The 21949-nt window shown below is 70.7% G+C and carries 22 protein-coding genes; 5 read left to right on the top strand and 17 right to left on the bottom strand.

The window, feature by feature from the left end; translation table 11 throughout:
* Nucleotides 1-132 precede the first annotated feature (132 nt).
* Nucleotides 133-1557 carry a dihydrolipoyl dehydrogenase gene (lpdA, locus tag HZS54_RS04375; protein WP_179920736.1) on the top strand — a complete coding sequence of 475 codons (1425 nt, stop codon included), beginning with the start codon at nt 133-135 and terminating at the stop codon, nt 1555-1557.
* A gap of 69 nt (nt 1558-1626) precedes the next feature.
* On the opposite strand, the gene HZS54_RS04370 is transcribed toward lpdA, so the two are convergent.
* The 3 genes from HZS54_RS04370 to HZS54_RS04360 form a co-directional block, all read right to left on the bottom strand.
* Complete coding sequence (locus HZS54_RS04370) at nt 1627-2016, bottom strand: helix-turn-helix domain-containing protein (RefSeq protein ID WP_179920735.1); 390 nt, start codon at nt 2014-2016, stop codon at nt 1627-1629.
* 76 nt (nt 2017-2092) lie between these two features.
* The gene (locus HZS54_RS04365) at nt 2093-2326 is read right to left on the bottom strand and encodes a DUF8001 family protein (RefSeq protein WP_179920734.1); all 234 of its coding nucleotides are present in this window, start codon (nt 2324-2326) and stop codon (nt 2093-2095) included.
* Nucleotides 2327-2552: 226 nt separating this feature from the next.
* Entirely contained in the window at nt 2553-2834 is a 282-nt protein-coding gene (locus HZS54_RS04360; RefSeq protein WP_179920733.1) for a DUF5789 family protein, read from the bottom strand.
* Between the two features lie 359 nt (nt 2835-3193).
* Here HZS54_RS04360 and HZS54_RS04355 point away from each other — a divergent pair, with 359 nt between their 5' ends.
* Nucleotides 3194-3679, top strand: coding sequence for a hypothetical protein (locus HZS54_RS04355; protein WP_179920732.1), 486 nt, complete (start codon nt 3194-3196; stop codon nt 3677-3679).
* Between the two features lie 136 nt (nt 3680-3815).
* On the opposite strand, the gene argF is transcribed toward HZS54_RS04355, so the two are convergent.
* The 13 genes from argF to HZS54_RS04290 all read right to left on the bottom strand — a co-directional run bounded on the left by argF (nt 3816) and on the right by HZS54_RS04290 (nt 18164).
* The gene (gene argF / locus HZS54_RS04350) at nt 3816-4703 is read right to left on the bottom strand and encodes an ornithine carbamoyltransferase (RefSeq protein ID WP_179920731.1); all 888 of its coding nucleotides are present in this window, start codon (nt 4701-4703) and stop codon (nt 3816-3818) included.
* Nucleotides 4700-5797, bottom strand: a complete 1098-nt coding sequence (locus HZS54_RS04345) for a [LysW]-lysine hydrolase (protein WP_246391766.1) — start codon at nt 5795-5797, stop codon at nt 4700-4702. Before HZS54_RS04345 ends, argF begins: the two co-directional genes overlap by 4 nt.
* The gene (locus tag HZS54_RS04340) at nt 5790-6923 is read right to left on the bottom strand and encodes an aspartate aminotransferase family protein (RefSeq protein WP_179920730.1); all 1134 of its coding nucleotides are present in this window, start codon (nt 6921-6923) and stop codon (nt 5790-5792) included. Before HZS54_RS04340 ends, HZS54_RS04345 begins: the two co-directional genes overlap by 8 nt.
* Nucleotides 6920-7792: an acetylglutamate/acetylaminoadipate kinase gene (locus HZS54_RS04335; RefSeq protein WP_179920729.1), complete on the bottom strand. Its 873-nt coding sequence runs from the start codon at nt 7790-7792 to the stop codon at nt 6920-6922. The genes HZS54_RS04340 and HZS54_RS04335 overlap by 4 nt, the downstream gene beginning before the upstream one ends.
* 14 nt (nt 7793-7806) lie before the next feature.
* A complete protein-coding gene (gene argC, locus HZS54_RS04330) occupies nt 7807-8856 on the bottom strand; it encodes an N-acetyl-gamma-glutamyl-phosphate reductase (RefSeq protein ID WP_179920728.1) in 1050 nt (349 codons plus the stop codon).
* Between the two features lie 14 nt (nt 8857-8870).
* Entirely contained in the window at nt 8871-9770 is a 900-nt protein-coding gene (lysX, locus tag HZS54_RS04325) for a lysine biosynthesis protein LysX (RefSeq protein ID WP_179922933.1), read from the bottom strand.
* A 2-nt stretch (nt 9771-9772) separates the two neighbouring features.
* Nucleotides 9773-9937, bottom strand: a complete 165-nt coding sequence (lysW, locus tag HZS54_RS04320; protein ID WP_006882170.1) for a lysine biosynthesis protein LysW — start codon at nt 9935-9937, stop codon at nt 9773-9775.
* 215 nt (nt 9938-10152) lie between these two features.
* Complete coding sequence (argH, locus tag HZS54_RS04315; RefSeq protein WP_179920727.1) at nt 10153-11691, bottom strand: argininosuccinate lyase; 1539 nt, start codon at nt 11689-11691, stop codon at nt 10153-10155.
* A gap of 1 nt (nt 11692) precedes the next feature.
* On the bottom strand, nt 11693-12949 hold the full coding sequence (locus tag HZS54_RS04310) for an argininosuccinate synthase (protein ID WP_179920726.1): 1257 nt from the start codon (nt 12947-12949) through the stop codon (nt 11693-11695).
* Nucleotides 12950-13278: 329 nt separating this feature from the next.
* Nucleotides 13279-14907: a hypothetical protein gene (locus HZS54_RS04305; protein ID WP_179920725.1), complete on the bottom strand. Its 1629-nt coding sequence runs from the start codon at nt 14905-14907 to the stop codon at nt 13279-13281.
* Nucleotides 14908-15013: 106 nt separating this feature from the next.
* Complete coding sequence (locus tag HZS54_RS04300) at nt 15014-15859, bottom strand: DUF7345 domain-containing protein (RefSeq protein WP_179920724.1); 846 nt, start codon at nt 15857-15859, stop codon at nt 15014-15016.
* A 3-nt stretch (nt 15860-15862) separates the two neighbouring features.
* Nucleotides 15863-16879, bottom strand: a complete 1017-nt coding sequence (locus HZS54_RS04295; RefSeq protein WP_179920723.1) for a DUF7096 domain-containing protein — start codon at nt 16877-16879, stop codon at nt 15863-15865.
* A 157-nt stretch (nt 16880-17036) separates the two neighbouring features.
* Complete coding sequence (locus tag HZS54_RS04290; protein WP_179920722.1) at nt 17037-18164, bottom strand: helix-turn-helix transcriptional regulator; 1128 nt, start codon at nt 18162-18164, stop codon at nt 17037-17039.
* 132 nt (nt 18165-18296) lie between these two features.
* On the opposite strand from HZS54_RS04290, the gene HZS54_RS04285 reads away from it, so the two are divergent.
* Entirely contained in the window at nt 18297-18479 is a 183-nt protein-coding gene (locus HZS54_RS04285) for a DUF7554 family protein (protein ID WP_179920721.1), read from the top strand.
* A 48-nt stretch (nt 18480-18527) separates the two neighbouring features.
* The gene (locus tag HZS54_RS04280; RefSeq protein ID WP_179920720.1) at nt 18528-19037 is read left to right on the top strand and encodes a 2'-5' RNA ligase family protein; all 510 of its coding nucleotides are present in this window, start codon (nt 18528-18530) and stop codon (nt 19035-19037) included.
* A 3-nt stretch (nt 19038-19040) separates the two neighbouring features.
* Here HZS54_RS04280 and HZS54_RS04275 read toward each other — a convergent pair whose 3' ends face one another.
* On the bottom strand, nt 19041-19430 hold the full coding sequence (locus HZS54_RS04275; protein ID WP_179920719.1) for a hypothetical protein: 390 nt from the start codon (nt 19428-19430) through the stop codon (nt 19041-19043).
* Nucleotides 19431-19547: 117 nt separating this feature from the next.
* On the opposite strand from HZS54_RS04275, the gene HZS54_RS04270 reads away from it, so the two are divergent.
* Nucleotides 19548-21914 (top strand): xanthine dehydrogenase family protein molybdopterin-binding subunit, encoded by a 2367-nt coding sequence (locus HZS54_RS04270; RefSeq protein ID WP_179920718.1) that lies wholly within the window; start codon nt 19548-19550, stop codon nt 21912-21914.
* Nucleotides 21915-21949 lie beyond the last annotated feature (35 nt).

The following is a 21949-nucleotide window of genomic DNA, read 5'->3' as shown; positions in this document are numbered from 1 at the left end:
GGCGTCGAACGTCCCGTCGGCGTCGGAGCCCGCGAGGAGCGCGACGCCCGGTGACGGGCGAGGGGCGCGGGCGGTCGCGGCGGTGCCACCGTCAACCCGCCTCTTTTTACGCGGGCACTCCACCCTCCGACAATGGTCGTCGGAGACGTGACTACCGGAACTGACGTACTGGTCATCGGCGCGGGACCGGGCGGCTACGTCGCCGCCATCCGCGCCGGGCAGCTCGATCTAGACGTGACCCTCGTCGAGAAAGAGGCCTACGGGGGCACCTGCCTGAACTACGGCTGCATCCCCTCGAAGGCGCTGATCTCCGCGACGGACGTCGCCCACGACGCCGGCGACGCCGAGGAGATGGGCATCTACGCCGACCCCGCCGTGGACCTGCAGCGCATGGTCGAGTGGAAAGACGGTGTCGTCGACCAGCTCACCGGCGGTGTCGAGAAGCTCTGCAAGGCCGCGGGGGTAAACCTCGTCGAGGGGCGCGCCGAGTTCGCCGGCGAGGACACGGCCCGCATCGTCCACGGCGGCGAGGGCCAGGGCGCCGAGACCATCGAGTTCGAGCACGCCATCGTGTCGACGGGCTCGCGGCCGATCGAAGTGCCGGGCTTCGAGTTCGACGGCGAGCATATCCTCTCCTCGCGCGAGGCGCTCGCGCTGGACGCCGTCCCGGCGAGCATGGTCGTCGTCGGCGCCGGCTACATCGGGATGGAGCTCTCCACCGTCTACCAGAAGCTCGGCTGCGACGTGACCGTCGTCGAGATGCTGGACGACGTGCTGCCGGGCTACGAAAACGACGTGTCCCGCGTCGTCCGCGAGCGCGCCGAGGACCTGGGCGTCGACTTCCACTTCGGCCAGGCCGCCGATAGCTGGGAGGAGGCCGGCGACGGCATCACCGTCCGCACCGAGAACGAGGACGGCGACATCGCGGAGTTCGGCGCCGAGAAGTGCCTCGTCGCCGTCGGTCGCCGGCCGGTCACGGACACCCTGAACCTCGACGCGGTCGGCCTCGAACCGAACGAGGACGGCTTCCTCGAAACCGACCACGAGGCCCGTACCGACGTGGAACACGTCTTCGCCGTCGGCGACGTGGCCGGCGAGCCGATGCTCGCCCACACGGCCAGCGCCGAGGGCGAGGTCGCCGCCGAAGTGATCGCCGGCGAGCCCGCCGCCCTGGACCATCAGGCGATCCCCGCGGCCGTGTTCACCGACCCCGAGATCGGCACGGTCGGGATGACCGAGAGCGAGGCCGAGGAAGCCGGGTTCGACCCCGTCGTCGGGCAGTTCCCGCTGCGGGCCAACGGCCGCGCGCTCACGCTCGACGAGGAAGAGGGGTTCGTCCGCGTCGTCGGCGACGGCGACAGCGGGTTCCTCCTGGGCGCCCAAGTCGTCGCGCCCGAAGCGTCGGAACTGATCGCCGAACTCGCCCTCGCCGTCGAGATGGGCGCGCAGCTAGAGGACGTGGCCGCCACCATCCACACCCACCCCACCCTCTCCGAGGCCGTCGGCGAGGCCTGCGCGAACGCGCTCGGCGAGGCCGTCCACACGCTGAATCGGTGATTCGCGACCGGCCTGTCCGTTCTCGCGCTCGACGGATCGGGCCGCCACCTCGGAAGGGGATTCGACCGATCAGCGGTCTCCCTCGCCGAACTCGTCGATGCGGTCGTGGACGTAGGCGGTCCACTCGTCGAGGGTCTCGTGCATCAGCTCGCGGGCTTCGGGCAGCGGCGTCGCGGAGTACTGATAGACGTGCCCGCCGCCGTCCAGCAGTCGCCGCTCGCGGTCGGCGAGGCTCTTCTCGCGGAGCGTCGACAGCGAGCGGTTGACGTTGCTGCGGTCGCGTTCGAGCTGGTCGGCCAGCTCGGCGACGGTGCTCCCGGAGTGGTCCTGCAGCGTCAGGAAGGTCCGCACCTCGTGTTCCTGGATGTTGAAGACGCAGGCGAGCACGTCCTCGAAGCCCGGCTGCTCGTCGAGCATCAACTCGCGAAACCGCTCGGGTGAGGGGTCCGCCTCGACCATGGTGTCGGGACGTAAGCACCGCCGCCGCATAAACGGGGGCGATCGGCCGGGGGTCCTCCCGTCGTCGGCTGCGCGGTCAGCGGCCGTAGCCCTGCTCGACCAGGCAGGTCCGCATCGCCGACTCGGAGTCGTGTTTGTGCAGGCGTGTCGGCGTGTCGCAGTAGAAGGTCTCGCCGTCCCAGCGGAGCGTCACCTCGTGGACCGAGTCGAGAAACTCCGTGCGCACGCGGACGCGACCCGTCGACTTGATCCGGTCGAGCAGCTCCTCGGCGTCCAGCGCGCCGGCGTCGACGACGGGCGAGTCGGCCATCACCGCCCGCTTCGACGGTCGCGATAATCAGTGTTCGTCGCGGTCGCACGACGGTCGCACAGACGCCGGTGTCCGCGTTCACCCCGTCCCGGAGTTCGAATCCACCGCGGACCGAACCACCCGTTCCGACCCCCCGCGGATGCCCACCGCGGCCCCACCCGTCTCACTGCCGGCTCCGCCTGCCACGTCGCCGGCGCCGTTCGTCCCGCCGCCGGGACCGCCCGGCTCAGTGCCAGTTCCGGTGGGGGTGGGGCTGGTTGTCGCCGCGGTCGTCGTAGTACTTCAGCCCGATGAAGGAGTCGTCGAGGTTGCCCATCAGCGCCGTGTACACGTCGTCGGCCGACTCGTAGGTCCCGACGTTCGACCGGGCGAGGACCGTCTCGACCGTCGTCGTGTCGCCCGTCGGCGCCTCGATCTCCACGCCACCGACCCGGTCGACGACCGTCGCCGCGTCCGTCGGGTACTCGCACGATTCCGTGAACAACCGCCGCGTCTCTGTGATCCGCATCTGTACGTCACGATTATTCTACTGCATTATAAATCATTAGGGTATGAGAGTGTCAATCTCTCGCACGCTATCTGGGCGTCGTTCTGGACGAACGTGGATAGTCCCGAGGGAGAACTGGAGAGTCCGATGGCACTGATCGGTTCGGTGTGCCCGCGAGGGGAACGCTCAGTCGGCGGTCGAATCGTCGCTGTCGGGTCTGCCGTCGCCGAGGCGCCCTTCCTTGCGCTCGCCGCCGAACTCGTCGGTCGTCCGCGTCGCGGTCGCGGAGCTGGCCGCCGATGTAGCCGCCGAACGCTCGTGACACGGCGTTCCGTCCGCGTGAGTAACACCTTTAAACCTATCGTGCAAGCGTCATTTGCATGATCGACGTGCTACCGTACGCGCTGGCCGTCCCGGTCGCCGTCGTCGGGGCCGTCGGCGCGCTCTTCCTCCACGAGGCCGCCCACGCCACTCCGATCCTTCTCGCAGGGGGGAACGTACACATCTCGATCGGGAGCGAGACCGGACGGACCGCCCGTCTCGGTCCGCTGACGGTGACGGTCGGGTTCGACGGGGTCCGGAAACTCGTCGCCTACGGCTACTTCCAGTGGGAGGAGACGCCCTCGAAGCGCGTCCAGGCGCTCTCGTTCGCGGCCGGACCGGCGGTGACGGTCCTCCTCGCCGCGTCGCTGGGACTGGTCGCGTTCCGCGGCGGGAACGGTCCGGTGTCGTTCTGCCTGACGGCGGTCTTCTACAGCGAACTCTTCCGGGCCGTCCAGACCGCCGTGCCGCGGACGTACTCCCGCGGCGCCTACGCCGGACTCGACAGCGACGGCAAGCAGCTGCTCGACCTCCTGCGATCCTAGCCCACCTTTTTCCGGCGGGGGTGTCCTCGGTCGCTTCGCTCCCTGCGGGCACCCCCGACGCAAAAAGATGGGGCAAAAAACGGGCCTCGCTACGCTCGGCCCGGAGAACCGCGCGCCGTGGGCGCGCGGACGCTGGCTACTCCTGCTCGGCAAGCCACGCCAGCAGGCCCTTCTGGGCGTGCAGGCGGTTCTCCGCCTGGTCCCAGACGATGGCGTTGTCGCTCTCGATGACGGCGTCGGTGACCTCCTCGCCACGGTGGGCGGGCAGGCAGTGCATCAGCGCCCGGTCGCCGAGGCGTTCGGGCGTGACCTGGAACCCCTCGAAGGCCGCCAGTTTCTCCGCGCGCTCGTCCTCCTGGCCCATGCTGACCCACACGTCCGTGTACACCACGTCCGCGTCGGCGATGGCGGCCTCGGGGTCGGTCGTCGTCGCCGGTGCGGCGCCCAGTCCGTCGGCGCGCTTGAGGACGCCCTCGTCGACGCCGTAGCCCTCGGGGGTGGCGACGGCCAGGTCCAGGCCGGACATCGCCGCGCCGAGGACGAACGACTGACAGACGTTGTTGCCGTCGCCGACCCACGCGACCGTCGGGTCGTCGAAGTGCTCGCGGATCGTCAGCAGGTCGGCGAGCGTCTGGCAGGGGTGGGCGTCGTCGGTCAGCGCGTTGATCACGGGTACCTCGGCGTACTCGCCGAGTTCGACCACGTCGGCGTGGTCGTAGACGCGCGCCATCACGAAGTCGACGTAGCGGCCGAGCGCCCGCGCGATGTCCTTCACCGGCTCGCGGCCGTGCAGGCCGATGTCGTCGGGGCCGAGGAACACGGCGTGACCGCCCAGCTGGGTCATCCCCGTCTCGAAGGAGACCCGCGTCCGCGTCGACGGCTTCTCGAAGATCATCCCGAGCGTCTGGCCGTCCAGCAGGTCGCTCGCGCCGGTCTCGCGGTAGTCGGCCTTGATCGCCGCCGCGCGGTCGAGGACGGCCGCCAGTTCGCCGGTCGTGAGGTCGTCGACGTCGAGGAAGTTCATTGTAGTTGCTCCGTCGCGGTCTCGAGGACGGCCACGGCGCGGTCGTATTCGGCGAGCGAGACGTGCTCGTCGGGCGCGTGGTCCAGGTCGGAGTCGCCGGGTCCGTAGGTCACCATCGGACAGTCCCACTCCTGTGCGTACACGTTCATATCACTTGTGCCAGTCTTGCGCAGGAGTCGCGGGTCCCCACCCACTTGCCGGACCGCCGCGCGGAAGGCCCGGGCCGCCGCCGTCCGCGGGTTCATCATCACCGGCTCGACCGCGTCGTGCCAGTGGACCGTCCCGTTCGCGAGGTGGCCGTCGGCGATCTCGCGGATCTCCTCGGTGGTGTACTCCGGCGGGACGCGCAGCTGCACGTCCGCCGTCGCCTCGACGGAGAGCCCGTCGTCGCTGATCCCGCCCTCGAAACTGATGGGCTTGGCCGTCACGCGCTCGAAGACCGCCACCCACTCGTCGTGGCCGAACTCCTCCTCGACGGCCGACCACCAGGCGATGGCGTCCTGGATCGCGTTGTTCTCCGGCCGCGAGGAGTGGCCCGACTCCGAGGTGGCCACGTACGTCCCCGCGAGCAGCCCGCGGTAGCCCAGCGTGATGCCGTCCCAGCCCGAGGGCTCGCCGTTGACGACGGCCCCGGGCTCGGCGTCGCGCTCTTCGACGAGGTGGCGCGCGCCCCGCGAATCCACTTCCTCGCCGACGACGCCGACGAACGAGGCGCCCGTGCGGACGGCCGCGACGGCCATCGAACAGAGCGGTCCCTTCGCGTCGACGCTCCCGCGACCCCACAGCACCTCGTCGCCGTCCTCCCCCTCCTCGACGCGCACCGGGATATCGCCCGGAACGGTGTCGATGTGGGAGGTCAGGAGGACGCTGTCGTCGGCCGGCGCGCGGACGTTACCCACGTCGTCGACCCACACCTCCCGGTCGTGCGATTCGAAGAAGTCGACGAGCACGCCCGCCGCTTCGTCCTCCTCGCCCGTCACGGAGGGCGTGTCGACCACGTCGATCAGGAGTTCGCGCGCCTCCTCGTCGACGGGCACGTCGGGCGTCGGCTCCTCGCCGTCGCCGCCCTCGGATTCGCCGGCGCTCTCACTCATCGCCGACGACCTCCGCCATGGCGTCGACGACCTGGTCGACCTCGTCCTCGGTGACGGTCAGCGGCGGGAGGAACCGCACGACGGTCCGCCCCGCGGGGAGCGCCAGGACCTGGTGGTTCATCGCGAGTTGCTTCAGCGCGCGGTTGGCGCCGCGGCCGACCTCGACGCCGACCATCAGGCCCTCGCCGCGCACCTCGCGCACGTCGTCGCCGATCTCGTCTTCGAGGCGCTCCTGCATGTACGCCCCCACGTCGGCGGCGTGACCCGGGATATCCTCCTCGACGATGGTCGAGACGGTCGTCCCGGCGGCCGCGGAGATGACGGGACCGCCCGAGAACGTCGAGGCATGCGAGCCGTAGTTGTCGGCGATCCACTCCCGGCAGAGCGTCGCGCCGACGGGGAAGCCGTTTCCGAGGCCTTTCGCTGCCGTCAGGATGTCGGGCGTCACGCCGGACTGCTCGGCCGCCCACAGCGACCCCGTCCGGCCCATACCCGTTTGAACCTCGTCGAAGATCAGCGCCGCGCCGGCCTCCTCGGTCTCCTCGCGTGCGCGCTGGAGGAACTCGGCGGAGGCGGGGTTGATGCCGCCCTCGCCCTGCACGGGCTCGACGATCACCGCGGCGGTCTCGTCGTCGACCGCGTCGGCGAGTTCGTCGCCGTCGTCGTAGGGCACGAACTCCACGTCGCCCATCAGCGGCTCGTAGGGCTTCTTGTACTTGCTCTTCCACGTGGTCGCCAGCGCGCCCATCGTGCGCCCGTGGAACCCCTGCATCGTCGCGACGATCTTGGAGTTGCCGGTCGCCGAGCGGGCGAACTTCAGCGCTGCCTCGTTGGCCTCCGTGCCCGAGTTACACAGCCACGTGTAGTCGATGGGGTCGGGCGCCGTGTCGGCGAGTCGCTCGTACAGCGCCGTCCGCGCGGCGTTGGGGTACGATGCCTGGACGTAGGTCAGTTTCTCGAACTGCTCGGTGACGGCGTCGTGGACGGCCTCGTGGCCGTGGCCCAGCGGGACGCAGGCGTACGATGCGCCCATGTCGAGGTACTCTGTGCCGTCGTCGTCGTACAGTACTGTGCCGTCGCCCTCCTCGATCTGGATCGGTTTCTCCGAAAAGACGAATCCGCTCATTGTGAATCCTCCTCCGTCGTGTCCGCGTGACCGTCCGCAGTATCCGAAAGCGCCGACGCGTAGACGTGCGTGCCGCCGCCGTCCAGCGCCGACAGGATGGGGTCGTCGGCGTTGGCGTCCGCGACCACCACTTCCTCGGCACCGCCCTCGATGGCCTCTTCGATAGCCATCACCTTCCGCTCCATGAAGCCCTCGGCGGCGTCTTCGAGGCCGCCCCAGTCGTCGGCCGTCTCGACGCTCTCGATGAGCGTCTCCGGGTCGTCCGGGTCTTCGTAGATGCCCTCCACGTCCGTCAGCAGGACGAGCGTCGCGCCGACCGCACCGGCGATGTGGGCGGCCGAGCGGTCGGCGTCCGTGTTGACCGGCACGACTTCCTCGTCGTCTTTCCCGGCCATCGGCGGCGACGCCACGGGAGTGTAGCCGTCCGCGAACAGCGTCTCCAGCAGGTCGGCGTTGACCTGCTTGATCGTGCCCGAGTGGTCCCCGCGCTTGATCTTGCGAGTCCCGTCTTCCATGACCCGCACGGCGGACTTGCGCGGGCCGTAGAGTAGCTTGCCGTCCACGCCGTTGAGCCCGACCGCGTCGACGCCCTGGCTCTGGAGGCCCGCGACGAGTTGCGTGTTGAGGTGGCCGAACACCATCTCGAACACTTCCATGGTCTCGGCGTCGGTGAACCGGCCGACGACGCCCGACGGCGTCTCGACGTACTCCGGTTCGATGCCGAGGCGTTCGAGCGTCTCGTCGACGGCCGTCGAGCCGCCGTGGACGACCGCGACGCTCTCTCCGTCCTCACGCAGCGATGCAACGTCCGCCAGTGCGCCCGCGGGGTCGACCGCGCGGGCGCCGCCGATCTTGACGACTGTAGTCACGAAAAATCACCTGCTCAGGGGGCGCCGACCGGGTGGAGGCCCCCGAACTCCAGCCCCGCGGTCTCCTCGATACCGAGGGCGACGTTGGCGGCGTGGACCGCCTGCCCCGCCGAACCTTTCATCATGTTGTCGATCGCCGAGAAGACGACGAGGCGCCTGTTTCCGGGGTCGAGCTCGAACCCGACCTCGGCACGATTCGTCCCCGCGACCGCCTTGGGCTCGGGGTAGCGATACACCCCGCCGCCGCCCGCCACGAGCTCGACGAACGGCTCCTCGCCGTACTCGCCGCGATACGCCCCCCAGAGGTCGCCCTTCGAGACGGGCTCGCCCGGGAAGACGTGACAGGTCGCGCTCGCGCCGCGGATCATGTCCACCGCGTGGACGGTGAAGGAGACGTCCAGCCCGAGGAACTGCTCGATCTCGGCCTCGTGGCGGTGGCCCGTCGGCGCGTACGGGCGAACGACGCCCGAGCGCTCGGGGTGGCTGGAGGCTTCGCCGCCCCCTGCGCCGCCCTCCGAGGAGCCGACCTTCACGTCCACCACTATCTGCTCGTCGCCGGTGAGGATACCCTCCTCGACCAGCGGCTTCAGGCCGAGGATAGTCGCCGTGGCGTTACAGCCACCGGAGGCGATCAGATCCGCGCCCGGTAGCTCGTCGCGCGTGATCTCCGGGAGCGCGTAGACGGACTCGTCGAGCAGTTCCGGGCGCGTGTGCCCGTCGTACCACTCGTCGTACTGGTCTTCCGTGTTCAGCCGGAAGTCCGCCGAGAGGTCGACGACCGTCTCGGCCGCGTCCTGAAACTCGTCGATCTGCTCCATCGAGACGCCGTGGGGCGTCGCGGCGAACAGCGCGTCGACGCTCTCCAGGTCCTCCGGCGAGGAGAACCGCAGGTCCAGATCGCGGAGGTTCGGGTGGGCGTGGCCCACCGTCTTGTTCTCCTTCGAGCGGCTGGTCGCCTGAACGACTTCGAACTCGGGGTGGCCCGCGAGCAGGCGAAGCAGTTCGCCGCCCGTGAAGCCCGTGCCGCCGACGACCGACGCCGTGTATGTCGCGTCGTCGCTCATGCGGTCTCCTCCCGTCATGTCGCCGCCTCTGCGGTCTCGCTCTCGCCGGCCTCGGCGGTGGTCTCCAGCCAGTCGACGACCGTCGCGGGCACGTCCACGTCGGTGACCTCGTCGAGCGCCTTGAACTCGACGGTGTGGTTGACCTCGTGGACGGTGTACCCCGAGGGCTCACCGTCCTCGTCGACGCCGGTCTCCATGAGGTCGATCCCCAGCAGGCCGCCGCCGACGGCGTCGCTGGCCTTCTCGACGAGTTCCTCCATCTCCGGCGTGATCTCGATCTCCGAGGTCTCGGCACCCTTGGCGGCGTTGGTCAGCCAGTGGTCCGACGAGCGGACCATGCCGGCGACCGGCTCGCCGTCGACCGCGACGATGCGGATGTCCCGGCCCGGCTTGTCGACGAACTCCTGGATGTAGAAGACCTTGTGCTCGTAGTGGCCCAGGGTCTCCTTGTGTTCGAGGATCGCCTCCGCCGCGGAGCGCGAGTCGATCTTCGCCATCAGGCGGCCCCACGACCCGACCACGGGCTTGAGGACGCACGGATAGCCGAAGTCCTCGATACTTTCGAGGGCGGCGTCTTTCGTGAACGCTACGTCGGTCGCCGGTGTCGGGACGCCCGCCTTCTCCAGCGCGAGGCTGTTTTTCACCTTGTTCGCGCAGACCTCGGCGGTCTCGGCGCTGTTGACGACCGGGATGCCGTAGGCGTCGGCGAACTCCGTCGCGTACAGCGAGCGGCTCGTCGCCAGACAGCGGTCGACGAGCACGTCGACGCCGCGCATGTCCTCCGGGGGCTCCGAGAGCCCGAAGCGCTGCTTGCGCACGTCGACCTTGACGACCTCGTGGTCGCGCTCACGCAGCTCGTTCAGCAGGAGCTTCTCGTCCCGGCGGATCCGGGAGTAGAGGATGCCGACCTTCACTCTCACTCACCCCAGTCCTCTTCGAGCTCGGGTGCCGTCTCGAGGACTGGAGGTTCGGTGTCGACGACTTCGAGCTCCGCACCGCAGGTGCCACAGTCGACGATCTCTCCTATCTCGATGCCGTCGTGCAGAGTTACTTCCGCTCCGCACTCGACGCATTCTGCCATCGTACCCCCTACTCACCCTGCTATCTACTTAAACGCTTCGAACCTATCAGACAAAAATAGTTACGCATACTCGACGCTAAGCGCGTCGCGGGCCCGATTTCGTGGACAGTCCGTTCACTGTATCAGTTTTATGTTATTTCCCCTCGCGGGGTCGTGGGAGCGGCTGCGGTCGGTGGCGTGGGTCGGTCTGGAGGCGGCCGCGGGCGTCTCGGCGCTCAGACATAGTCGGCCACCTCCGATTCGAGGTCGTCGAGCGCCGTCGCGACCGCGTCGGTGCGCTCGGCGACCGCGTCCTCGTCGGCGGCCAGGCGCTCACGGGCCTCCTCGATCTGGGTGGCGACCGCCTCAGGCGCCGGCCCGCCGGCCGAGTCGCGCATCGCCACGCTCTCGACGGGGTCGAGCGTCGCTTCCAGCGTCTCGGCGTCGACGTAGGCCGTCAGCGGCTCGCCCAGGATCCCCTCGGCGGCGGCCTCCAGTTCGGCGATCTCGGGCGCGTCCTGCCCGGGGTCCAGATCCTCGGCGACGGTCGCGACGACCTCGTGGGCCGTCCGGAACGGGACGCCCGCCATCGCCAGCCGGTCGGCGACGCCGGTCGCCGTCGAGAACCCGGCGGCGGCTTCGGCCGCCAGCACGTCCTCGTGCCACTCGGCGGTCGTCAGCGCCCCGGTCGCCACCTCCAGCGCGGGCGGCACCGAGTCCACCGCGGTCCACGCCGGCGGCGTCGCCTCCTGCAGGTCGATGTTGTACGAGCGGGGCAGCCCCTTCAGCGTCGTCAGGAGCCGCTGGAGCGCGCCCTGGGCCTCGCCGGCCGTGGCGCGCACGATCTCCAGCGTGTCGGGGTTCTTCTTCTGAGGCATGATCGACGACGTGGAGGCGTAGTCGTCGCTGATCTCCAGGTAGTCCCGACCGCTGTAGACGACGAGGTCCTCGGCCATGCCGGACAGCATCGTCGCTAGCGTCGTCAAGGCGCTCGTCGTCTCCACGAGGAAGTCCCGCGAAGACGTGGCGTCCATCGAGTTCGCCACAGTCCCGTCGAAGCCCAGTAGTTCGGCCGTGCGCTCGCGGTCCACGTCGAACGGCGTCCCGGCGAAGGCGGCCGCGCCGAGCGGCGACTGGTTCGTGGTGTCCAGCGCCGCGAGCAGCCGCTCGGTGTCGCGCGCCAGCGGCCCCTCGTAGGACAGGATCCAGTGAGCCACGGTCACGGGCTGGGCGTACTGCAGGTGCGTGAACCCTGGCATCACCGTCTCGGTGTGCGATTCGGCGGCGTCGAGCAACTGTTCGCGCGCGCCCACGACCGTCTCCAGCGCCTCGAAGATGTCCGCGCGCAGGCGGTAGCGGATGCAGGTCGCCACCTCGTCGTTGCGCGACCGGGCGGTGTGCATGCGCCCGCCCTCGGGGCCGACGCGCTGGATAACCGCCGTCTCGATCGCCTCGTGGACGTCCTCGGCGTCGGGCAGTTCGCCGTGGCCTGCCGCTTCCACGTCGTCGAGAGCGTCCAGAATGGCCGCGGCGTCCTCGTCGTCGACGATGCCCTGCTCGGCCAGCATCACCGTGTGGGCGCGGTCGACCTGGAGGTCCGCGGCGAAGATGCGCTCGTCGGCGGCCAGCGAGGACATGAACCCGCGCGCGGGGCCGCCGGAAAAGCGGTCCCGGCGGATCGCGGTCCCGCCGGTCGTCGCGCCGTCCGCCGACCCGCCTGCGCCGCTCGCGTCGGCCGTCTCGTCCGCGCCGGGTGTGTCCTCGCCGTCGGTCATCTCAGTTCTCGTCTTCGGTTTCGCCGCCGTCGGTGGCGGCCTCGGCCTGTTTCGCCGCGACGTTCTGGGCGACGCGGTTGGCCAGGCGCGACTGGAAGCCGTGGTACTTCGCGACGCCCGTCGCGTCGTCCTGCGTGATGTCGTCCGTCACCGCCTCCTCGTTGAACGAGGCCGCCGACTCGCTGTAGACGGCGTACTCGCTGTCGCGACCGACCGCGCGGGCCTGGCCGCCGTCGAGCTTGACGGTGACGGTCCCCGTGACCTTCGTCTGAGTCTGTTCGATGAAGCTCTCCAGGGCCTTCGTCAGCGGCGCCTCGACCAGCCCCTCGTAGCCCTTCTGGGCCCAGCGCTGGTCGACCTGCTGCTTGAACGAGCGCTCCTCCTGGGTGAGGACGAGCGATTCGAGCGCCTCGTGGGCGGTCAGGAGCACCGTCGCAGCGGGGTGCTCGTAGTTCTCGCGGACCTTGAGCCCGAGCATGCGGTCCTCCATGATGTCCGAGCGGCCGACGCCGTGGGCGCCGGCGCGCTCGTTGAGGTCATCGATGAGTTCGACGGCGCTCTGCTCTTGGCCGTCGACGGCGACGACCTCGCCCTGCTCGAACTCGACCTCGACGGTCTCGGGTTCGGCCGACCCGGGCGCCTGCGTCCAGTCGTAGATCTCCTCGCCGGGGACGTGAGCGGGGTCTTCGAGTTCCGAACCCTCGACCGAGCGGCTCCAGAGGTTGGTGTCGATGCTCCAGCGGCCGCCGTCGCCGCCCTCGACGGGCAGGCCCTTCTCGGCGGCGTACTCGCTCTCCCACTCGCGGGTGAGCCCGAGTTCGCGCACCGGCGCGAGCACGTCCAGATCCGAGGCGCGCCAGACGGCCTCGAAGCGCAGCTGGTCGTTGCCCTTCCCGGTACAGCCGTGAGCGAGGGCGCTACAGCCCTGCTCCTCGGCGACTTCGAGGATGGCGTTGGCGATGACCGGACGGGCCAGCGCGGTCCCGAGGGGGTAGCCCTGGTAGGAGCCGTTGGCCTTGACGGACTGCAGGCAGAGGTCGGCGAACTCCTGCTTGGCGTCGACGACGAAGTGTTCGAGGCCGAGTTCCTCGGCGGTCTCCTCGGCCTCGTCGAACTCCTTTGCGGGCTGACCGACGTCGACGGTGACGCCGATGACGTCGTCGTAGCCGTACTCTTCCTTGATGAGCGGGACGCAGACTGTCGTGTCGAGCCCGCCGGAGAAGGCGAGCGCGACGGTGCCGGATGGGTCGGATGTCATGTGTTGTGTGGTGACTGTCGGGTGAGGTGTCCGCCCGGAACCCGACGGTGGCGGGAGTCGAAGTCGAGACGTGGCGACGATGGGAGAGGTAGTTTCGGGCCTAACGGCCCGGTCGTCGTCGCCGCGGTCGTCGGGCGTCGACGCCGGTCGGCGCCGCGCGCCGACGCGCGAAAAGTCGGTCGGCGGACCCGCGACTCGCCGCGGCCTGCACGCCGGGTGCGCGGGTCGATGCCATGTACCTGCTACTACCGACAAGTCGCTACTAAAACTTTCCGAACCGGCGCTGCGAGCCCTGTGGGTCCGTCGCACGCGCCAGCGGCCCGTCTCCCCTACGCGTCGGCCTCGTCCTCGTCGGACACCGCGACGGTCCGGTCGTACACCGGCGCCTCGACCGACGCCACCATCGAGACGCCGGCGGGCACGCCCCCGTCGCTCCCGCCGGAGGCTCCGGTCGGTTCGGGACCGTCCAGACTGTCCGGCGCGTCCGTCGGGTCCGGCGTATCCGGCGCATCCGTCGGGTCAGGCGTGTCGGGTGCGTCGGTCGGGTCCGCGGTGTCCGGCGCGTCCGTCGGATCCGGCGTGTCGTTCTGACTCTGCGTCGCGGTCGGCGTCGGAGTCGCAGTCGGCGTCGGAGTGGCCGTCGGCGTCGAAGTCGCGGTCGGTGTCGGAGTCGCAGTCGGCGTCAGCGTGGCGGTCGGCGTGGGTGACGCGGTCGGCGTCGGAGTGACCGTCGGCGTCAGCGTGGTCGTCGGTGTCGGCGTCAGCGTGGCCGTCGGCGTCGGCGTCCCGTCAGGCGCATCGGTGGGGTCGGGAGCGTCAGTTGAATCGGGAGTGTCCGTCGGGTCAGGCGTGTCGGGTGCGTCGGTCGGGTCCGCGGTGTCCGGCGCGTCGGTCGGATCTGGCGTATCCGGCGCGTCGGTCGGATCCGGCGTATCGGGTGCGTCCGTGGAATCCGGTGCGTCGGTCGAGTCCGGGGCATCCGTAGGATCGGGAGCGTCGGTGGGATCGGAGGTATCGGCCGGGTCCGGCGTGTCCGGCTGGTCGGGCGTATCCGGCGCGTCGGTCCGGTCGGGGCTGTCAGTGAGATCCGGCGTGTCCGACTCTTCGGTCGAATCCGCGGTCTCAGTCGGGGACGGATCTCTATCGTTCCCGACACCCTCGTCACCGCCGGAGTTTCCGGGGTTCGCGCCGCCGTCACCGTTTGGATTCGCGCCACCACCGTCACTCCCGTCCGAACTGTGGTCGTCGGGCGGTCCGGTGTCGTTCGGTCGCCCGCGGTCGTCGGGCGGTCCAGCGCCGGCGAGCGGTCCAGCACCGTCCGGCGGTCCGGTGCCGTTCCCAGCGAACGGCGGCGGTCCGCCCATGCCTTCGCCGGCGTTCTTGCCGGCGATCCTCCGGGCGACGGCGGCGACCTCGGGACCGGTCAGCTCTCCCGCCTTCGCTCGGAGTCGGTCGATCGCGGTCACGTTCGTCCCCTTCGATTCGAGAGCGGTCGACGGGAGGGTGCGAGCAACGCCCGCCGTCTGGTTGAGGCGACGCTGGATCGACCGCTGTTCCGCGTGCAACCGCGCCAGACGGGCGCGATACCGGCCCTCGCTGATGTTGCCGTTCTCGTGACCCCGTTCGAGTCGGCCGATCCGCGCTTCGAGCGCGGTCAGCCGACCGTCCAGGTCGTCGACCTCCGTAGCGACGACCCCCGCTACCGACCGGTTCGACCGCGCCGCGGCCACCCGCTGGCCGAACGACCTCGCCGCGACTTCGCTCTCGAACTCGGCCGCCTCGATCCCGACGACGCCGGCGAACCGCTCGCCCGGCGCGAGCGACTCCTCGGCGACCGTCTCGTTCGGCGCGGTCTGTTGGGCTCCGACACCGGCCCCCGTCAGCGCGGCGGCGGGGACCGCCCCGACGGCCCCCAGCACGACCAGCAGCGCCGCGACGACAGGTGACGATTCGACCATCTTACTCCCTGGTAGGTCCCGTCAACACATATAAACCCACGGCTATCAACCGCGTTTTATCCGAATTAAGTCGATTTAGAGAGCCGGCACGGGACGGCGATCCGGTTCAGTCGCCCCGCCGCACCAGAACCGCAACGAGGAGCGCCGCGACGGTGAGGGAGATCCCGAACCCGGGCCCGTCCGCGGCCGTCGATCCCGCGCCCTCACTGGTAGTCGACCCCTCCGCGAGCGTGTCCGTATCGGATCCGTCCGGAGACGTGCCCGCGCTGGGCCGATCCGTGGTCGCGTCCGCCTCGGACCCGTCGGCGGTCGCGGTTCGGTCGGACGGTGCGAACGCCGCCTCGAATCCGGACAGGTCCGTCCCCGGCGACCAGATGACGCGCCCGTCGGTCGCGTTCGCCGGATCGACCGCGCTGTCGGCGAGCGCGTACCCCTCGGGCGGGGTCACGACGAACGGCCTGTCGGGTTCGAACCCGCTCGCGAACGGTTCGCTGACCACGAGCCGGTCACCGTCGACGGCCGCGAGCCCCTGCCAGACTGCCGAGATCGCGACGACACCGGTCGACCCGTCGCGAGCGGTCGTCGATTCGGCCGCCGAGACCCGCATCGACCGGCCGGTCGCGGCCTCGGTCGCGTTGGCGACGCGGCGCAGCCGCTCGGTCGTCCGGTTCTCGTACTCGGCGAGCGCCGCCCCGTCGGACCGCAACTGCTCGAACGCCGCCGCCTCACCGTCGGCCGTCAGGTCGAACGCGTAGACGACCGTCACCGCGGCCGACCCGTCGGTCCTGAGGTCGACCGCGAAGGACGGTACCGACCTGTTCTCGGCGACCTGTTCCGGTGTCCCCGCGGCGCTGACCGCCGCGACCGGCGTCGCGAGCACCGCAAGCGACACCGCGAGCGCGACGAGGAGGAATCCGGTTCTCGCCCGGCGCACGCTGGTTCTGTCCGTCATGGGTCACCGAAGCGGAGCGGCCAGTGCGGCGGGGCGGCCGTCGGAGCCGCCCGAGCCGCCGGAGTTCCCGGATCCGTTACCCGCGCCGCCGGAATCGCCTCCACCACCGGAGCCGCTTCCGCCGGCGCTCTCGCCGCCGTCGGTCGGGGTTCCGCGGTCGTCGCCGTCGGGCGTCCCCGTCTCGTTACCCTCGCTGCCGTCCGTGTTGTTCCCGCCGTCCGCGGGACCGGCGTCGTCGGAGGCACCGGTCCGGTTCCCGCCGTCAGTCGGTCCGGCGGTGTCGTTGCCGGGCGTCCCCCGGTCGTCGGGCCCGGCCGATCCGTTCCCGCGCTCGTCGCCGCGCGTTCGGTTCTCGGCGGGGCCCCGTTCCCCGTCGGTCGCGTTCTCGGCCGCGCCGAAGCCGCGTTCGCTGCGGTTCTCGGCGACCGCGGGCCTGTCGCCAGCCGCTGCGGTGTCACCGACGTTCGGGCCGGCGATACTCCGCGCGACCGCGGCGGTCTCCGGTCCGGTCAGGTTCGCGGCGTCCGACTGTAACGTCCGGATCGCGGTCGCGTTGATGCCCCTGGATTCGAGCAGTTCGGCCGGGAGGCCCGCGGACTCGTTGGCCGTACGGTTGGCCAGCGACCGGACGGTCTCGCTCTGAGCGTGCAGTTTAGCCACGCGCGCCCGGTACTCGCCGTCGCTCAGCGTCCCGTTCCGGTGGGATTCGTTCAGTTCGGCCCGGCGCTCGGCGAGCGCCGCGCTCCCGTTGCGTAACTGCTCGTACTGGGCCGCGAGTATCGCCGCTCTCGACTCGTTGCTCGTCGCGTTGGCGAGTTGCAACGCGAACGACCGGGTCTCGATCTCGCCGTCCAGTTCCGCCTGCTGGACGCCGACCACGCCCGCGAGTAGTTCGCCCGGTGCGACCGATTCGTTCGACTGGTCCTGTGCGGTATCGGCAGCCAACCCCGGCGCCGGAACCCACGCGAGCGTTCCGACGACCATCACGACCGTCAGTACCACGGGGAATGCCCGTCTCATTACAAGCAACGATACTGGCTGGAGGGCGATATATAATACCGATTCGTGCGCCGAGTTAAGCGCGATTAAGCCGGATTTGTCCCCGGAATCGATCCGCCCTTCATGTGGCGATTTCGAGGATGATATCTGTAACCTGCCCGGTGAACGGTGGGAACGTTTATAAGTCGCTCTCCTCGGGGAGGGCGACGACGTTCTCGCGGCCGATGCGGAACGTTTCGACGGCGTCGTCGTCGCGGAGGTTGCCGACGACCTGGCTGGTCTTGGCGTCGGTCCAGTCGAACTCGCCGGCGATCTGCTGCTGTTTGATCCGGCCGCCGTTGGATTCGAGCAACCGGATCACGCGCTCCTCGTTGCTCAGGAGTTCCTCGGGCGGCCCGTCGGCGCCGCCGGCGTCGGGTTCCCCGTCGACATCGGCGTCGGCCGCGGTCGCGCCCGCCGCCCCACCGGCGGTAGCGGCCGCGTCGGCGGTGTCGGCCCCGTCCTCGGTGGCGCCGTCTCCGCCCTCGTCGCGCGAGCGGTAGAGCCAGCCGGCGGCGGCCGCTGCGAGGACGAAAACGGCGATTCCAGCGATCAGCGCCGCCGAAGGGCCGCCGCCGCCGGACACGGCGACGACGCGAGGCTCGTCGGGCCCGAAGCTCGCCTGGCCGTGCCAAGTGACCGACGAGTCACCGCTCTCGTCGGGTTCGGGACTCGCCGACTGGCGCTCGTAGCCGGCCGGCCACGCGAGCACGAGCGAGGACTCGCTGTCGAGGAAAAAGCCCGACAGCGAGTCGCCGACCCGCAGTCGGTCGCCGTCGGTCGCGGCGAAGTTCGTCCACGTGAACCGGTAGGTGAGGACGCCGTACTCCTGGGGAAGCCGCTCTTTGCTCGCGTCGACGGTGACGTTCTCCAGCGCCATCTCGCGGCCGGTGCGGTTCTCGGCGCTCGCGACTGTCCGCTCCATCCCGGTCGCGAACTGCTCGGTGAAGGCGGTCTCGTTGGCCTCCACGTCCGCCTGAACCGACTCGAAGGCGGCCGTCGCGTTGTCGTCGTCGAGGCGCACCCGGAAGTCGACGGTCCACGCCGCGGTGCCGTCCTCGCGGACGGCCGCCCGCAGTTCTACCACGTCGGGGTCGACCGCCGACTGGAAGCCCAGCGGCTGTGCTTGCGCGGCCGCTGTCTGTCCGTTCAGCGACGACCGTTCCCCCGACGCCTGCACCGCAGCGCCCAGCGCCGGCCCGACCGCCGACAGACAGACCAGTACGACCGCGACCGACACGGCGACTCGGCGCGACGTGCCTCTCATCGTCACAGGGGTTAGCCCGAACGGCGAAAGACTTTGCGCAGTAGCCCACGCTCGATATTTCCCGCTGTCGGCGGGCGTCGACGCGGCACTGCGGCCGCAAGGCCTTTGCGAGTGGCCCGCGACCGGTCTATCATGGACTCCCGGGCGGATCTCGAGGTCGAGACCCTGCTGAAGATCGTGCTCGTCCTCGTCGTCGTCTGGATCGCGATCGAGATACTCGACGCCGCGCTGTCGTTCGTCCTCGGACCGCTGAAATCGGTGTTCGGGCTGGTCATCGTCGTCCTGATCGTCCTCTGGCTGCTCGACCGGATCTGACCGGCGACGAACGACGGTCTTTTCGGCCGCTGGCCCCTCTCCGCGGACGTGTACAGCCTGAACGTCCCCGTCCCCGGGACGGTCGCCTCGCTCGCCCGCGACCTGGGCACCCGCCTCGGCACCGCCGACCTCCGCCAGCGCGGCGAGCACACCCTCGTCGCCAAGCGCCTCGGCCGCGGCGACGCCGCCGCCTACCACGAGCTCGAAGCCCGCGCCCGCGAAGCGCTCCGCGGGGAGCCCCCCTTCGAAGTCCGCGTCACCGGCGTCGACGTGTTCACCGACGTGCCCCGCGGCGAGGGGCCCGTCGTCTACCTCGCCGTCGACAGCCCCGGCCTCGAAGCGCTCCACGAGCGCCTGTGCGACCGCTTCGACCCCGTCGACGACGTGGAGGGCGACGACTACACCCCCCACGTCACCGTCGCCCGCGGCGGCTCCGTCGAACGGGCGGCCGCCCTCCGGGACACCCCCTTCGACCCCGTCGATTGGACCGTCGAGCGCCTCCAGTTCTGGGACGCCGAGCGCTCTCAATCCGTCAGCTCGGTCTCACTGCCCGCCTGAGCGTCAGCGACCCGCGGCGCGGATCCAGCCCCCCAGCGCGATCAGGACGGCGCCGACCAGAAACCAACCCCACAGCCCCGCGACGGTGTCGGTCAGCGGCGCCGTGCTCCCGCGGGCGACGCTCCAGTAGATCTGTGCCAGCGCGAAGCCGATACCCAGCGAGCCGGTGCCGGCGGCGCCGACCGCGAGCGTCGCCCGCGTCGTGTCCCGCGTGTAGAGGACCGCGCTCAGCGCCGCGGCGGCGACGAGCGGGAGCAACCCGAGGTTCGCCGCCAGTTCGAGCACCAGCCAGAACAGGGCGGGGACGGCGACGACCACCGCTCCCCGGCGACGCTCGCTGCCCGCCACCCAGTCGACGACCCGGTTCGTCGCGGCCCGCGATCGAGCACTCATCCCGTCCGCTCCCAGCGTCGAGTCACGACCGAAGGTCGGTCCCCAGCCGCTAAACGTGACGGGGTCGTTCACCGCACCGGGACAACAGTTTAACCGCTGTCGCCGCACGTATGCGCCATGACCGACGACGCGCAGGCGGACCCGCCCGACGACCCCGAGGGCCCGGAGGCCGGGGGCGCCGACTCCGCGGACCCGGACCGGCTGGTCGGCGAGGGCGTCGACCGCCGGGAGGACGCGGCGCTTTTGACCGGCGACGCCACCTACACCGACGACATCGACCATCCCGACCTCGCCTACCACACCTTCGTCCGGAGCGAGGTCGCCCACGGCGACATCGAGCGCATCGACACCGCCGCCGCCGAATCGACCGAGGGCGTCCTCGCGGTGTACACCTGGGACGACGTGGCCGCCTCCGAGGTCCCGGGCGTGCTCCCCATCTCGACGCACGGGCTGGACTGCGACCCGCCGGGCCACCCGATGCTCGCCCGCGACCGGGTCCGCTACCAGGGCCAGCCCGTCGCCGCGGTCGTCGCCGACGACCGCTACCGCGCCCGCGACGCCGCCGACGCGGTCGAAGTCACCTACGACTCGCGCCCCGCGGTCGTCGACCAGCGCGAGGCCCAGGGGACCGACGCGCCGACGCTGTACGACGACGCGCCGGACAACGTCGCCGCGACCGCCGAACTCGGTGACCGGGAAGCGACCGACGAGGCCGTCGCCGACGCCGACCACACCGTCGAGCTCGACCTGACGAACAACCGCCTCATCCCGAACGCGCTGGAACCGCGGGCCGCCGTCGCCCGCTGGGACGCCGGCGACGAGCGCCTGACCGTCGAGCTGACCAGCCAGTCGCCCCACGGCCACCGCGGGAAGCTCTCGACCACCCTCGGCCTGCCCGAGCGCGACATCCGCGTCGTCGCCCCCTCTGTCGGCGGCGGCTTCGGCCACAAGGGTCACCACCACCCCGGCGAGGCCGCGGCGGCGTTCGCCGCGATGGACCTCGGTACCCCCGTGAAGTGGACCGCGACCCGAAGCGAGAACTACCTCGCGGGCGCCCACGGCCGCGACCACCGCACGACCGCCGAGATCGGCGTCGACGACGACGGGACCGTCCGGGGGCTGCGCGTCGAGACCGACGCCAACGTCGGCGCCTACGGCCTCGGCGGCAGCCTCGGGATGCCCGGCTGGTACGGTTCGCTCCTGTCGAGCCAGTACGACATCCCCGCCGTCCACTGCGAGACCCGCGCCGTCTTCACGAACACCGCCCCCATCCACTCATACCGCGGCGCGGGCCGCCCGGAGGCCAACTACGTCGCCGAGCGACTCGTCGGCGCCGCGGCGCGCGAACTCGGCTTCGACCCCGCCGAGCTGCGCCGGGCGAACCAGATCACGGAGTTTCCCCACGAAACCGCCGTCGGCGCCACCTACGACAGCGGCGACTACGGACGCGGCCTCGACGAGGCGCTGGACGCCGCCGACTGGGCGGACCTCCGGAGTCGCCCCGACCGCGACGACGACGGCCGCTACCTCGGGGTCGGCCTCGCCTGCTACGTCGAGTCCACCGGCGGCGGCATGGAGAGCGGCGTCGTGCGCGCCCACCCGGACGGCACCGTCACCGTCTCGGCGGGCACCCACTCCCACGGCCAGGGCCACGGAACCACCTACGCCCAGATCGTCGCGGACGAACTCGGCGTCGACTACGACGCCATCGAGGTCCGCGAGGGCGACTCCGACGCCATCCCCCAGGGCACCGGCACCTTCGGCAGTCGCTCCACCATCACCGGCGGCAACGCCGTCGCCGAGAGCGCCCGCGCCGTCCGCGAGAAGGCGCGCGAACTGGCCGCGAACCTGCTCGACGCGCCCCAGGACGCGGTCGAGTACGACGGCGGCGAGTTCTCGGCGCCCGACCACACCGACGACACCTGCACCTTCGCCGACGCGGCCGAGGCGGCCTACGGCTGGGGCGTCCCCGAGGACGTGGACCCCGGGCTCGAAGCCACCACGTTCTTCGAGCAGGAGGCGACCGCCTACACGTTCGGGACCCACGTCGTCGCGGTCGCCGTCGACCCCGAGACCGGCGCCGTCGACATCAAGCGCTACGTCGCGCTCGACGACTGCGGCGAGCGGGTCAACCCCGTCATCGTCGAGGGGCAGGTCGAGGGCGGCGTCGCCCAGGGGGTCGGCCAGGCCCGCTACGAAGGCGCGGTCTACGCCGACGACGGCACCCTCCGGACGGACTCGATGCTCGACTACGCCGTCCCGCGGTCGTTCCACGTCCCCGAGATCCAGACCGAATCGACCGTCACGCCCAGTCCCACGAACGATCTGGGCGTCAAGGGCATCGGCGAGGCCGGCACCATCGCCGCCCCGCCCGCCGTCGTCAACGCCGTCTGCGACGCCCTCGCTCCCCTCGGTATCGCCCACGTCGACATGCCTCTCTCCGGGGAACGCGTCCGCTCGGCGATCCGCGACGCCGAGGAGTAGCTCGCTCGGGCGTGCGCTCGACGGTTCCTGACCGT

Source organism: Halosimplex pelagicum (assembly GCF_013415905.1).
In the GTDB taxonomy this organism is placed as follows: domain Archaea; phylum Halobacteriota; class Halobacteria; order Halobacteriales; family Haloarculaceae; genus Halosimplex; species Halosimplex pelagicum.
Note: the sequence above shows the minus strand (reverse complement) of the source record. Positions and strands in the feature narration are given on the sequence as shown.

Excerpts from the sequence above, each read along its gene's own strand:
- lpdA (WP_179920736.1), top strand. The coding sequence starts at position 133 with ATGGTCGTCGGAGACGTGACTACCGGAACTGACGTACTGGTCATCGGC.
- HZS54_RS04370 (WP_179920735.1), bottom strand. The coding sequence starts at position 2,016 with ATGGTCGAGGCGGACCCCTCACCCGAGCGGTTTCGCGAGTTGATGCTC.
- HZS54_RS04365 (WP_179920734.1), bottom strand. The coding sequence starts at position 2,326 with ATGGCCGACTCGCCCGTCGTCGACGCCGGCGCGCTGGACGCCGAGGAG.
- HZS54_RS04360 (WP_179920733.1), bottom strand. The coding sequence starts at position 2,834 with ATGCGGATCACAGAGACGCGGCGGTTGTTCACGGAATCGTGCGAGTAC.
- HZS54_RS04355 (WP_179920732.1), top strand. The coding sequence starts at position 3,194 with ATGATCGACGTGCTACCGTACGCGCTGGCCGTCCCGGTCGCCGTCGTC.
- argF (WP_179920731.1), bottom strand. The coding sequence starts at position 4,703 with ATGAACTTCCTCGACGTCGACGACCTCACGACCGGCGAACTGGCGGCC.
- HZS54_RS04345 (WP_246391766.1), bottom strand. The coding sequence starts at position 5,797 with ATGAGTGAGAGCGCCGGCGAATCCGAGGGCGGCGACGGCGAGGAGCCG.
- HZS54_RS04340 (WP_179920730.1), bottom strand. The coding sequence starts at position 6,923 with ATGAGCGGATTCGTCTTTTCGGAGAAACCGATCCAGATCGAGGAGGGC.
- argC (WP_179920728.1), bottom strand. The coding sequence starts at position 8,856 with ATGAGCGACGACGCGACATACACGGCGTCGGTCGTCGGCGGCACGGGC.
- lysW (WP_006882170.1), bottom strand. The coding sequence starts at position 9,937 with ATGGCAGAATGCGTCGAGTGCGGAGCGGAAGTAACTCTGCACGACGGC.
- argH (WP_179920727.1), bottom strand. The coding sequence starts at position 11,691 with ATGACCGACGGCGAGGACACACCCGGCGCGGACGAGACGGCCGACGCG.
- HZS54_RS04310 (WP_179920726.1), bottom strand. The coding sequence starts at position 12,949 with ATGACATCCGACCCATCCGGCACCGTCGCGCTCGCCTTCTCCGGCGGG.
- HZS54_RS04305 (WP_179920725.1), bottom strand. The coding sequence starts at position 14,907 with ATGGTCGAATCGTCACCTGTCGTCGCGGCGCTGCTGGTCGTGCTGGGG.
- HZS54_RS04300 (WP_179920724.1), bottom strand. The coding sequence starts at position 15,859 with ATGACGGACAGAACCAGCGTGCGCCGGGCGAGAACCGGATTCCTCCTC.
- HZS54_RS04295 (WP_179920723.1), bottom strand. The coding sequence starts at position 16,879 with ATGAGACGGGCATTCCCCGTGGTACTGACGGTCGTGATGGTCGTCGGA.
- HZS54_RS04290 (WP_179920722.1), bottom strand. The coding sequence starts at position 18,164 with ATGAGAGGCACGTCGCGCCGAGTCGCCGTGTCGGTCGCGGTCGTACTG.
- HZS54_RS04285 (WP_179920721.1), top strand. The coding sequence starts at position 18,297 with ATGGACTCCCGGGCGGATCTCGAGGTCGAGACCCTGCTGAAGATCGTG.
- HZS54_RS04275 (WP_179920719.1), bottom strand. The coding sequence starts at position 19,430 with ATGAGTGCTCGATCGCGGGCCGCGACGAACCGGGTCGTCGACTGGGTG.
- HZS54_RS04270 (WP_179920718.1), top strand. The coding sequence starts at position 19,548 with ATGACCGACGACGCGCAGGCGGACCCGCCCGACGACCCCGAGGGCCCG.